The following is an 11,139-nucleotide window of genomic DNA, read 5'->3' on the forward strand; positions in this document are numbered from 1 at the left end:
CGCGCCGCAGCTGGGCCTGGCCTCGGGCTGGCTCACCGCACATGCAGCGCTGGGCAGCCGCATTGCGCTGCGCCTGGTCGACAACCCCGGCTTTGCGCCTTTGGCGGGCGATGCGCGGCCTGCCATCTTTATGGGCAATGGCTCGGGCTATGCCGGCCTGCGCGGCCACCTGCGCCACCGCATCGCCCAGGGCCAGTTCGACAACTGGCTGATCTTTGGCGAACGCCGCCGCGCCCACGACTCCTATGCCGAAGACGAGGTCTGCGTCTGGCAGGCCCATGGCCAGATCGAGCGCGCCGACTACGCCTACTCGCGCGACGCCCGTGATGCCAGCCACCAGGCAGCCGGCCAACGCCCGCACCGCTATGTGCAAGACGCCCTGCGCGCCGCCGCCGAGCCCCTGCAGGCCTGGCTGGCCCGTGGCGCCGTCATCTACGTCTGCGGCAGCTATGACGGCATGGCCACCGGCGTGGACCAGGCGCTGACCGAGCTGCTCGGCGAAGAAGGGCTGAACGCCTTGATCGACGAGGGCCGGTACCGGCGGGATGTGTACTGACATAAGATGGACGGCCCAAGCGTTTGCAAGGGCCGCTTTTCTTATGCCACCCACTACATCCCCTCTCGCCATCCGCCCCCTGGTCGATGCCGACCTGGCCGCGCTGCTCACGCTGTACACCCATTTGCACCCTGCAGACGATGACCGCCCGCCACAGCCGGAGGTTCAAGCCATCTGGCAAGGCTTGATGGCAGACCCCTGCCACCTCTACCTGGGCGGCTTTGTCGGCCCCCAATTGGTCAGCAGCTGTGTGCTGCTGGTGATCCCCAACCTCACGCGCGGCTGCCGGCCCTATGCCTTGATCGAGAACGTCGTCACCCATGCCGACCACCGCCAGCGCGGCTATGGCAAAGCGCTGCTGCATGCAGCCCTGGCGCATGCCTGGGGCAAGAACTGCTACAAGGCCATGCTGATGACGGGCAGCGAGGACGAGAGCACCTTGCGTTTTTATGCCAACGCAGGTTTTGACGGCCATGACAAGCAGGCCTTCGTTGCGCGCCCTCCCGCATGAGACCCACAGCCCCCATCGCCCTGGCGGCCAAGGTGTTTGCGCTGGGCTGTATTGCCCTGACTTTGTACTGCTCGGCGGTCTACCTACTGCTGCGTGATGTTGTCGGGCTGCGCATGGTGTTTGGCGGGCTCTACCGGATGTTCATGTACCACGCCAAACACCCCTTCCAGTACATCGCCCTCTTCTGCGCGGTGTTTGCAGCCGGCTTGGCCTTGCTCTTGGGCTGCTGGCCCAAGGCAAGGCAATGGCCGGCCTGGGTGCTGACGACCTTGGTGCTGCTACTTAGCTTGCTGCTGGGTTCCGCATTGGGTGGCGCGCTGTGGTCGTTGCACGATATGCAGGCGGGCTATTTCCCCCCCGGCGATCGCCTGTGGCAGCACGTGTGGTGGGGCGTGGAGAGCGGCCTGTATGTGGGCTGGCTGGTGCTGCTGCTGTCGCTGCCTTTCAATGTGCTCTGTCTGCCAGCGTTTTATGGGGCTGGCCGCTACGGGGTCAAGCAGTTCCATCGGCACAAGCCTTAGCAGCCTGTTCAACAGCGCGCTGGCCATGCAGCCCCATCGCTGCGCAAGGAGCTCCCGATTCTTGAGGCCTGGCGCGGATACAAAAAAGGCGTGGCACCCTCGGGTCCACGCCTTTTGACTTTAGGCTCCCCAACCCTGGCGGGCTGCCCTCTGCGCACTTACCAATTCACCCGCGCCGTCAAGGTCACATTGCGCGCATCGCCATACAGGCAGACGCCGGTGCAGGCCGACAGGTAGGTCTTGTCGGCCAGATTCTTCACATTCAGCGCAAACTGCCATTGCTGGTACTGGTAGCGCACAGCGGCATCCAGCAAGGTGTAGGTGGGCATGCGCATGCGGTCTATCTCTTGCCAGCCCACATGGCGCACACCGGCGCCCAGGCTCAGGCCCGGCAGTGCGTCGACGCGGTAATCGGCCCACAGCGATGCCATATTGCGCGGCACCGATACGGGGGTCGTGCCCTGGTTGCCGGTGCTGCTGCGCGTCACCTTGGCATCGGTGGTCGACAGGGCCACCACCACATCCCATTGGCGCTTGATCTGGGCGCGGCCCTCCAGCTCCAGGCCACGCGATCGCACCTCGCCGGTCTGCTGCAAAAAGCCCACATGGTCGGGGTCGCTGGTCAGCACGTTCTGCTGCTTGATCTCGTAGGCCGCCAAGGTGACCGACGCATCCATGCCCTTGGGCTCGTACTTCAGGCCAATCTCATGCTGCTTGCCGGTGGTGGGCTTGAAGGTACGGCCACTGAAATCCATGCCGGATGAGGGCTGGAAAGAGCGGCTGTAGCTGTAGTACGGCGACAGGCCGTTGTCCATCAAATACATCACGCCCACGCGCGGCGTGAAGGCATGCGAGTTCTCCACCACATCGTCCGAGATCAAATCCGAGCGCGCCCGGTCATAGCGCCCACCCACCATCAGCACCCAGCGCTGGTCGTACTTGATCTGGTCCTGCACATAGATGCCCACCTGGCGCATCGCCTCCTTGGAATAGGCGGGCGCATTCAAGCTGGGCTGCGCGCCGTAGACGGGGTTGAACACATCGATGGCCGGCATGCTGCCAAACTCCTGCTTGCGCGCAAAACGGGTCTGCGCCCAGTCCAGGCCCAACAGCAAGGTGTGCTCAAAACGGCCGTGGGCCAGCTGGCCGATCAGCTGGTTGTCCACGCCCCAGCCCCGGTCCTTGTCCAGCCGCGTCAGGCCATAGCGGCCCACCATGCGGGGGTTGGCCGCGTCCACCCGGGCCTGCACGCCGGCATAGGCGTTGTCGGCTTTGTGGTCATAGGCCAGCAGGTTCTGCTTGAAGCGCCATTGCGTATTCAGCCGCTGCTCCAGCAGATAGCCCAAGGTCGCACCTTTCACATCAAAGTGGTCAAAACCCGGCTCGCCCAAAAACGTGCTGCGCCCAATGCGCCCATAGGGGTTGGGCAGCAGGCTGCCATCCAGCGGCTTGCCCACATCGTAGTTGGCACGCGTCTTGTTCACATTGGCCAGCAGGGTCAGGTCGGTGTCGTCGGTCAGCTTCCAGTCCATGGCGGCCGACAGCGACAGGCGGTCATTGCGCATCTCGTCGATCATGCCGTCCGCATCGCGCGCCAGCGCGGTCAGCCGGTAGCGCATGCGGCCATCCTCGGTCAGCTTGTCGCTCACATCAGCGGCGATCTGCTTTTTGTTCCAGCTGCCCAGCTGCAGCTCCACCTCGCGCAGCGGCTCATCGGTGGGGCGCTTGCTCACCAGGTTGAAGACGCCGCCCGGCGCCGCCTGTCCGTACAAAATCGAGGCCGGGCCTTTGAGCACCTCCACCCGCTCATAGGCATAGGGCTCCACCGCCCCGCTCAGCGAGTTGATCGGAAAGCGCGCACCATTCAGGTACAGCGGCGCCGCCCCGGTCACGTTGAAGCCGCGCACGGTAAAGCCCGTGCCAACATGGCGCATCGCCCCACCCTGCAGCGGCATGATGCTCGCCGAGTACTCCAGCGCCTGATCCAGCGAATCGGCGCCCTGGGCCACAATCTGCTCGCGCGGCACCACCGTCACCGACATGGGGGTCTCCGACAGCGGCGTATCGGTCTTGGTCGCCGTCGCACTGCGCCGGGCCACAAAGCCGCCCACGGGGCCAGCGGCGCTCTCGCGCAGCGCATCGGCCTGCACCGTCACCGGCGCCAAGGTGGTTTCTGCTCCGGTCTGCGGCGCAGCCGCCTCAGCCGGTTTGATCACCAAGGCCCGCCCCTGGGGCACCACCACCAGGCCACTGCCCGCCAGCAACTGCGCCAGCGCCTGGCGCGGCGCCATGCTGCCCGACACCGCCGGTGCCTGCTTGCCCGCCACCACCGCCGGGGCATACAAAAGCTGCAGCCCCGTTTGCTGGGCCAGGGTATTGAGCGCCTGCCCCAAAGGCTGGGCCGCAATCGCCACCTGGGCCGGGGCATCCGCCTGGGCCTGGGCCCAAGCGGGAATGGCCCCGGCCACGAACAAAGACAGGGCCAAGGCCCGGGGTGCAAAAACACTGCGCGACTGCCGCATAAACAAGGTCTCCAACTGCCTGGAAATAGCCAGCACTACCCATGGAGTCGCACGGGCGGGCAGAACCCTCAGGTCGGTTGGGTAAAAAATTTGGATTATTTTTGAAGGGGAAGCGGTGCCGGAGTTGCAGGTGATGCCACGATGACGACTCGGGGCTGTAAATTCAACCAGCCAATGCAACTAGATGCAGAAATGAAAGAGCCTTTATGCGACCACTCGATGAACTGCTGGAAACTCAAGAGCCGGCCCTTCCACTTGTCGAACAATGGATCCGCGAGGCTGAACTCCCCGTCGAGATACTTCCCCCTTCAGCCAACAATGGTGATGTTCTCGTTGAGCTACAAGTGACGACCCGCTCCGTTCTAGGTGCCATTGCCTATGGAACGGGCGGCATCCTGATAGATGGTGGCTGGCTAAGGCTGCTTGGCTCTGGGCACACCAGGCTACCTCGCAATATCGCCGCGTGGAACGCGGCGCGGTCGAATGGATTTTGCCTTGTGGCAGATGATGTCGTCGGTGGCTTCTTTGCACTCAATGGGGGAGCCTTCGACGGCGACATAGGGGTAGTGCACTATCTGGCACCAGACACACTTCAGTGGGAGAGCTTGGATATTGGTCACACAGCGTTCACACAATGGGCGATGACCCAACGTCTCCACACGTTCTACGCTCAGATGCGCTGGGATGGGTGGCAGGAAGATGTACGCAATTTGCTGGGCGACCAGTGCTTCAGCTTCTATCCCTTCCTCCATACACAAGAAGGGTCAACACAGACTAGTTCAAGACGCGCGGTACCAGTTGCGGAGCAATACGCTCTGAACATAGGTTAGAGATTGAATGTCATCAGGGGACAGAAGCTGAGGTCTTTTCAGCCGTAGCGACTCACCGCCTCAGGTCGTTGACCAACAATTGGAGTCTTTGCTTAACGCCTCAATGGCGGATGCACCAGCAAACCAGCGGCTTCAGACCTGCCCCAACGCTTCGCAAGCATTCACACCTCGCGCTCTGCCCAGCTCCCGCTCGTGATCGGGCGGGTCAGCTGGTCAATCTTGGCATCAATCAACGACAGCCGTGCTCTTGCATGCGCATCGTCTTGGGTCGCCTGCATCAATAGCTCGGCCCCTTCCGCCTTTAACGCCTTTAAATAGGAGTCCGGCGTTCCATCCTCTTCAGCAGAATCTGACATGGTTGCCTCCCGAATCTCTTGATCAGCAATCGTAACTGACCCAAAACAAAATGCAACGATTACGCACATAAAAAATAAGTTAAATCAATAACTTATATCAATCTTGATTGCTCGACAATCGCTGCTATTTGTCCGGTCGACATCACTTGCTTGCGCAACAATCCGAAAGCAGAGTAGGCACTGGAATGCGGCATCCCGAGCCGGTAAACAGGCAGCCGTAAACATCTGACGGCGGTAGCAAGGCCGTTGGCCAGAGCCGTACTCACTTGCGGTCAACACAGCGAACGCAGCCGGATTCGGACATTGCCGCCTCCAACCCCATCGGCCGCGCCTAGCCCGCAACACTGTCAGTCGAGCAACTGACATCCTCCCATTGCCCCAGCCCTGCCTGCATGGCGCCCAACTTGCCGCGCACCAGCTCCAGCGCATCACTGCCCAGCAGCAGATGTGCGGGCGGCCGCTCGGCGGCAGTGGCGATGCGCAGCATCACAGCGGCTGCCTTGGCCGGGTCGCCTAGCTGCTTTCCGCTGACCGCTTGGCGGCGCGCTCGCACGGGATCAAACAGCGCGTCATAGTCGCTGATGCTGCGGGGTGCGCGCACCATCGAGCGTCCGGCCCAGTCTGTCCGGAATGAGCCCGGCGCGACGGCCGTCACGTCAATGCCCAGCGCTGCAACCTCCTTGCCCAGCGCTTCGGAGATCCCTTCCAGCGCAAACTTGCTGCCGCAGTAGTACGCAATGCCAGGCATGGTGATAAAGCCGCCCATCGATGTGATGTTCAGAATGCGCCCACGGCGGCGGGCCCGCATAAAAGGGAGGAAGGCCTTGATGACCGCAACCGCGCCAAAGACGTTGACGTCAAATTGCCGCCGCAGATCCTCCAACGGGCTCTCCTCCAGGATGCCCTCGTAGCCGTAGCCGGCGTTGTTGACGATGACGTCCACCGGCCCGATTGCCTTTTCCACGTCCTGGGCCAGCCGCTCGACCGCCGCGTGGTCGGTGACATCCAGCTGCCGGGCTATCGCTTGGTCAGGGTGCATGGCCTGGAACGCTAGCGCGTCTTCGGCCCTGCGCACGGTGCCGATGACGCGGTGCCCTGCGGCCAGCGCCACTTGGGAAAGAGCCTTCCCAAAGCCGCTGCTGACGCCGGTGATAAAGAAAGTTTTAGAGGATGAATCGCGCATGCTGGCTCCTGAAGGTACGAGGCCAAATGGTAGGCAAGCACGCGGCATCCAGAAATGTCGTACGCTATCCGGTCATTGCCTATTCCTACACCATGATGACTTCCACCCCGAGGCCCAGCATGGCCGCACTGCTGTCCAGCTTGGCGCTCCATGAGGGTTACACCCTGAGCCCCCTGCCCGGCGTGCGCTGGTTGCGCAGCAACCGGCCCTTGGACGTTACGCCGGTGCTGTACGAGCCGGGTATCGTCATCGTCTGCCAGGGACGCAAGCGCGGTTGGCTGGACGACCAGGAGTTTGTCTACGACGAGCAGCATGTGCTGGCCGTCGCCGTGCCCGTGCCCTTTGTCATGCAGACGGAAGCCAGCGCTGAACGTCCCTTGCTGGCCATCTACCTGCGGCTGGATTTGCAACTGGCCGCCGACATCGCCATCCAGGTGGACGAGCAGCTGCCCCATGCCACGCCGATCAGGTCGATCAGGCCGTCCAGCCTGGTGTCTTCCAGGATGGATGCAGCCCTCGCCGACGCAGTCACCCGCCTCTTACAGGCCATGTCCAAACCGCTGGAAGCCCAGGTGCTGGGCCCCTCCATCCTGCGAGAGATCTACTTCCGCGTGCTGACGGGTGAGCAAGGCGAAACCCTGCGTGCTTCGCTGGCCGCGCAAGGGCGCTTCGGGCAAATTGGCCGTGCCATTCAGCGCATCCACCGCGAGCACGCCAGTCCACTGACCGTGGCAATGCTGGCACACGAAGCGGGGCTGGGTGCGGCCGCTTTCCACCACCACTTCAAGGCCGTGACCCGCGTATCGCCGATGCAGTACCTCAAGTCCATCCGCCTGCACCAAGGGCGGCTGCTGATGATGCGGCGTAGCATGACCGCCGCCGCTGCTGCATCAGCTGTAGGTTACGAGAGCCCCTCCCAGTTCAGCCGGGAGTTCAAGCGCCTGTTCGGGCTTCCACCGCAGGCCGAGGTGGAACGCATCAAGCATGCGTTCGCGCTGCCGCCGCTGCCGGAGGGACCTTTTGTGACTTCTCACTAGTTGCCCTTGGTCGATGAGTGGCAGCCCAGCACCTCTATCCCTGAAAATAATCACCGCTCGATTCAACCCGCCCCGCTTCATGAGGAGCCACCATGAAAAAACTACCTGACGATTTTCCGTTTCTCCAGGACATGTACGCCGATGGCTACTTCCCCAAGGACCTCGTCGACAAGCTGCGCGATGCCATTCAGGAAGTCGCAATGTTCGTCGGACAAGGCGGCCATTCGTTAGATACGGTTCAGTCCCAATTGGATGTGATGACCGAAAAGATCAACGATCTTCAGGCCGAATTTGAAGACCGAGGCAGTGAGATTGAGACCGTCGCCAGAGACTCGATTGGCACCACGGTCGAGGCCATGCTCAGCTTCTTTGAGGTGGACATTGACACCGAAGAGGCCATTCGTGCCCGGGACTGGTAAGCGAGGCAGATCCCGTCTTTTCAGCGGCAAGCCTATAGCGGCCGCTGAATTCAATCGTTAAACGCCTATTCCGGCCCGTCCCAGACCATCAACCTGTGAAAAGCAGATTTACTCCCCACATGAAGAAGCTTTCGACCTGGCTCACACCGGGTGGGATGGTCGCGATCGCATTTGGATTGGTCATTGGCGGTTCGTGCCTGCTGGGGTACCTACTTCCTGCCGCAAGAGATGAGGTTCAAGAATGCAGGGATCAGTGCAAGCCCAAGCAGGGAAATTTGGTGGACGACAAGAACTACCCCATGTCAACAAGGGGTAGCTACCGGCAAATCTGTCAATGCTCGTAATACGTTCAACCCAGGAAACAAGGCCATGCCCCCGGCCAGTGGCCGCGCCCGACCAGGGTCACCCAAAATAAATGCGAGCAGACGGCGTGTGCATGACAGCTGCCTCCGAGTTGCACACCGTGAAGACTCAGCGCTTCCGCAAGCGGCATGCACTACAGCGGACTCCATGCGGGCAAGTCCGCTCGGTGGAGGGGTTGGCATCCACCCGATAGCGCATCCAGGTTTTCAGGCACAGCATCGAATTCGATGACGTCATTGAAGTCATTCAGTGCTGATGGTGGTTCGCCAGTCAGCTACCGTGCTGCCAGCTTTTGTAGACAAACTCCAGGCTATAGCCATCGAGGTCCCGGACCTGGGCCGCGAAGTAACGGGGGTCGTAGTGCAGTTGCGCGCCAGGGGGGTGAATCTCGGTTCCGCCGGCGGCAAGTGCTGCCGCATGGGCGCGCCTCACCATCTCCTCGGATTCGGCCACCAAGCCGATGTGCAACGCCCCGGGAGCTGCCGTGCCCTGCCGAAGCCAGAAAAACATACGCCCCTTCGCGCCAAAACCCTTCAAGTCAGGATGTCCCGCAGGGCCGTCTGCGCCGTCGTAGTCGTGGCGGGCGCTGATGCCAAGGACAGGGAGCAGCTTTTCGTAGAAGGTGAGCGAGCGGTCGATATGGTTCACCGTGAGAAATACATGGTCGAGCATCAATGCTTCCTTTCAGATGGTGTAGCCGCCCGCGACTTCGATGTTCTGCGCGTTGACCCAGGCGCCGTCGCTGGCCAAAAGCATCGCAATCACACGCGCGACCTCGTCGGGCTCGCCGACCCTGCCCAGCGCAGTTTGCGCGGCCAGCAAGCGCTCAAACTCAGCATTGAGGCCGCCACCCAGCTCCGTGCGGATGGCCCCGGGTGACACCGAGTTGACGCGGATTCGGCGCTCGCCAAACTCCTTGGCCATGTAACGTGTCAACACTTCGAGGCCCCCTTTGAATGATGCATAAGGCGCCACCCCTGCCGTGGCCACGCGCGTCGTTGCACTGGTCAGGTTCACGATGCTGGCGCCGTCTCTGAGCAGCGGCAACAAAGTCTGGGTCAGGAAGAACGGACCTTTCAAGTGCACGTTCATCAAGCCGTCGAACTGGTCCTCGGTGACGGCCGCAATGGGCTTGAAGATACCGTAACCCGCGTTGTTCACGAGGCCCGATAGCCTGTCAGCCTGCCAGGTCGAGGCCAAGGCCTCCTGCACCGCGAGCCGGAAGGACGCAAACGTGCTGATGTTGGCCACGTCCAGGGGCAGGGCAACCGCCTGTCCCCCGCCAGTGGCGATGTGCTGAACCACCTTTTGCGCAGCCTCCGGGTTTCGGTGGTAGGTCAGGATAACGCCCTGTCCGCGGCGAGCGCAGTCAATGGCGGTGCTTGCACCGATGCCTCGGCTGCCTCCGGTGATAACGACGATGTCCATATGAAGTTCCAACAAGTTCCAGTGCTTCAACGATAGGCTTTCACGCGCGATATCGCCCACCTGATCCTGCCTAACTCCTGCCCATTTCTGCTTGTTCGCTTGTACCGCTGCCAAGATCGCGGTTCAATGTCGCATGAATGAGCAACTGAACGAACTCCGCGCGCTGGCGGCCCATGCCGAAAACCGGAGGACGGAGACCGGTATCCCGCGCGTGGCGATGGTGCAGGGGGCTATTCCGGAGCACCAGCTGGCCGCCGTGTACGAACCGATGGTCAATCTCATTCTTCAGGGAAGCAAATCGATGTCCGTAGGCGGCCAGACCTTGCACTACGACCCTGCCACCTACTTTGTCATGTCCATCGAGCTTCCAGCGGCCGGGGTCGTGCGCCCAAGCCGCACCGGGGAGCCCTACTTGGCCGTAAGCCTGACCCTGGTGCCGGCGCTGCTGGCGGAGCTGCTGGCGGATCTGCCCCATGCTGCGCAAGAACCCGCCAGGGAGTCGGGATTCTCCGTTGCGGCGGTAACGCCCCAGTTGCTGGACGCCTGGGTTCGCATGCTGCGACTGATGAAGGCTCCGGCAGACATTGCGGTGCTGGCCCCCGCCTACGAACGCGAGATTCTCTACCGCGTGCTCCAGGGCCCCATGGGTTGGATGCTGCGCGACATTGCCACGCCGGACACCGCCTTGGCACGCATCAACCGGGTGGTGCAGCGCCTGCGCCATGAGTTCGCGCAGCCCTTGCGGATGGAGGCGCTCGCGGCCGACGCGGCGATGAGCGTTTCTGCATTTCATCGCCACTTCAAGGCGGTGACCTCGCTCAGTCCGCTGCAATACCAAAAGCAGGTCCGCCTGCTCCAGGCCAGAACGCTGCTCATCACGGCAGGGCACAACGTCACGTCAGCCGCTCACGAGGTGGGTTACGAGAGCGCGACCCAATTCAGCCGGGAATACGCCAGAGCGTTCGGAATGCCGCCCGCCAAGGATGCGGCTCGTCTTGCCGCAGGCATGCGGTAAATAAGGCATATGCAAGCGGATTTGCGCCCCCTGCAGTGAGCGGCACGGGCATAGGCCTCTTAGCCGTTCCTCCCTTTTCCGCTGCAGTGCGCCGCGTTCAGCCGGCCCGGGGCAGCCAGCCCGGGGCAGCCGGCGATAGATCTGGGCCGCTCGCTGCTGCCGACGGTCGTGGGTACGCTCCTTGCAGGAGGAGACGCATGCACGGCGGCCGCATGCCCCGCCCTGTCGCGCCAGGCCCAGCGCAGCCACCTCAACGCGCCATCACAATCTCCGTCACCCCGCCCTCGGTCTTGAGCCGCACCGGCAGCAGCAGCGGCAGCGCCTGGGCAAAGCTGGCCGCCTCGCGCAGGTCAAAGCTGCCACCCACCCGCATCGCAGCAACGGCCGGGTCGCGCACG

11 protein-coding genes and 1 pseudogene are annotated in these 11,139 nt (G+C 62.6%); 7 read left to right on the top strand and 5 right to left on the bottom strand.

Going from position 1 to position 11,139, the window contains the following annotated elements; genetic code table 11:
- From H928_RS32125 to H928_RS0105875, 3 genes and pseudogenes are all read left to right on the top strand, one after another.
- Positions 1 to 556 (top strand): annotated as a pseudogene (locus tag H928_RS32125) (nitric oxide synthase); the annotation flags it as partial.
- 43 nt (positions 557 to 599) lie between these two features.
- Entirely contained in the window at positions 600 to 1,067 is a 468-nt protein-coding gene (locus H928_RS0105870; protein ID WP_021025661.1) for a GNAT family N-acetyltransferase, read from the top strand.
- A complete protein-coding gene (locus H928_RS0105875; RefSeq protein WP_021025662.1) occupies positions 1,064 to 1,588 on the top strand; it encodes a hypothetical protein in 525 nt (174 codons plus the stop codon). Before H928_RS0105870 ends, H928_RS0105875 begins: the two co-directional genes overlap by 4 nt.
- 158 nt (positions 1,589 to 1,746) lie before the next feature.
- Here the strand turns inward: H928_RS0105875 and H928_RS0105880 are convergent, their stop codons facing one another.
- On the bottom strand, positions 1,747 to 4,074 hold the full coding sequence (locus tag H928_RS0105880) for a TonB-dependent siderophore receptor (RefSeq protein ID WP_239644889.1): 2,328 nt from the start codon (positions 4,072 to 4,074) through the stop codon (positions 1,747 to 1,749).
- Between the two features lie 242 nt (positions 4,075 to 4,316).
- Here H928_RS0105880 and H928_RS0105885 point away from each other — a divergent pair, with 242 nt between their 5' ends.
- Complete coding sequence (locus H928_RS0105885) at positions 4,317 to 4,940, top strand: DUF2625 domain-containing protein (protein WP_021025664.1); 624 nt, start codon at positions 4,317 to 4,319, stop codon at positions 4,938 to 4,940.
- 161 nt (positions 4,941 to 5,101) lie between these two features.
- On the opposite strand, the gene H928_RS0105890 is transcribed toward H928_RS0105885, so the two are convergent.
- Positions 5,102 to 5,296, bottom strand: coding sequence for a hypothetical protein (locus H928_RS0105890; protein ID WP_148293063.1), 195 nt, complete (start codon positions 5,294 to 5,296; stop codon positions 5,102 to 5,104).
- 331 nt (positions 5,297 to 5,627) lie between these two features.
- Positions 5,628 to 6,479 (bottom strand): oxidoreductase, encoded by an 852-nt coding sequence (locus tag H928_RS0105895; protein ID WP_021025666.1) that lies wholly within the window; start codon positions 6,477 to 6,479, stop codon positions 5,628 to 5,630.
- Between the two features lie 92 nt (positions 6,480 to 6,571).
- Between H928_RS0105895 and H928_RS0105900 the strand changes: the two genes are divergently transcribed.
- A complete protein-coding gene (locus H928_RS0105900) occupies positions 6,572 to 7,516 on the top strand; it encodes an AraC family transcriptional regulator (protein WP_239644890.1) in 945 nt (314 codons plus the stop codon).
- Between the two features lie 92 nt (positions 7,517 to 7,608).
- Entirely contained in the window at positions 7,609 to 7,935 is a 327-nt protein-coding gene (locus H928_RS0105905; RefSeq protein ID WP_021025668.1) for a DUF5713 family protein, read from the top strand.
- Between the two features lie 633 nt (positions 7,936 to 8,568).
- On the opposite strand, the gene H928_RS0105910 is transcribed toward H928_RS0105905, so the two are convergent.
- Both H928_RS0105910 and H928_RS0105915 read right to left on the bottom strand, forming a co-directional pair.
- Positions 8,569 to 8,970, bottom strand: a complete 402-nt coding sequence (locus tag H928_RS0105910; protein ID WP_021025669.1) for a VOC family protein — start codon at positions 8,968 to 8,970, stop codon at positions 8,569 to 8,571.
- A 12-nt stretch (positions 8,971 to 8,982) separates the two neighbouring features.
- Positions 8,983 to 9,726, bottom strand: coding sequence for an SDR family NAD(P)-dependent oxidoreductase (locus tag H928_RS0105915; RefSeq protein ID WP_027010602.1), 744 nt, complete (start codon positions 9,724 to 9,726; stop codon positions 8,983 to 8,985).
- Positions 9,727 to 9,859: 133 nt separating this feature from the next.
- Between H928_RS0105915 and H928_RS0105920 the strand changes: the two genes are divergently transcribed.
- Positions 9,860 to 10,741 carry an AraC family transcriptional regulator gene (locus H928_RS0105920; protein ID WP_021025671.1) on the top strand — a complete coding sequence of 294 codons (882 nt, stop codon included), beginning with the start codon at positions 9,860 to 9,862 and terminating at the stop codon, positions 10,739 to 10,741.
- Positions 10,742 to 11,139: the final 398 nt, after the last annotated feature.

The sequence above is a fragment of the Comamonas sp. B-9 genome, from assembly GCF_000410635.1.
Lineage (GTDB): Bacteria > Pseudomonadota > Gammaproteobacteria > Burkholderiales > Burkholderiaceae_C > Comamonas.

Bases quoted from the DNA above. Each gene is read 5' to 3' on its own strand.
- H928_RS0105870 (WP_021025661.1), top strand. From the start codon at position 600: ATGCCACCCACTACATCCCCTCTCGCCATCCGCCCCCTGGTCGATGCC.
- H928_RS0105875 (WP_021025662.1), top strand. From the start codon at position 1,064: ATGAGACCCACAGCCCCCATCGCCCTGGCGGCCAAGGTGTTTGCGCTG.
- H928_RS0105885 (WP_021025664.1), top strand. From the start codon at position 4,317: ATGCGACCACTCGATGAACTGCTGGAAACTCAAGAGCCGGCCCTTCCA.
- H928_RS0105890 (WP_148293063.1), bottom strand. From the start codon at position 5,296: ATGTCAGATTCTGCTGAAGAGGATGGAACGCCGGACTCCTATTTAAAG.
- H928_RS0105895 (WP_021025666.1), bottom strand. From the start codon at position 6,479: ATGCGCGATTCATCCTCTAAAACTTTCTTTATCACCGGCGTCAGCAGC.
- H928_RS0105900 (WP_239644890.1), top strand. From the start codon at position 6,572: ATGATGACTTCCACCCCGAGGCCCAGCATGGCCGCACTGCTGTCCAGC.
- H928_RS0105905 (WP_021025668.1), top strand. From the start codon at position 7,609: ATGAAAAAACTACCTGACGATTTTCCGTTTCTCCAGGACATGTACGCC.
- H928_RS0105910 (WP_021025669.1), bottom strand. From the start codon at position 8,970: ATGCTCGACCATGTATTTCTCACGGTGAACCATATCGACCGCTCGCTC.
- H928_RS0105915 (WP_027010602.1), bottom strand. From the start codon at position 9,726: ATGGACATCGTCGTTATCACCGGAGGCAGCCGAGGCATCGGTGCAAGC.
- H928_RS0105920 (WP_021025671.1), top strand. From the start codon at position 9,860: ATGAATGAGCAACTGAACGAACTCCGCGCGCTGGCGGCCCATGCCGAA.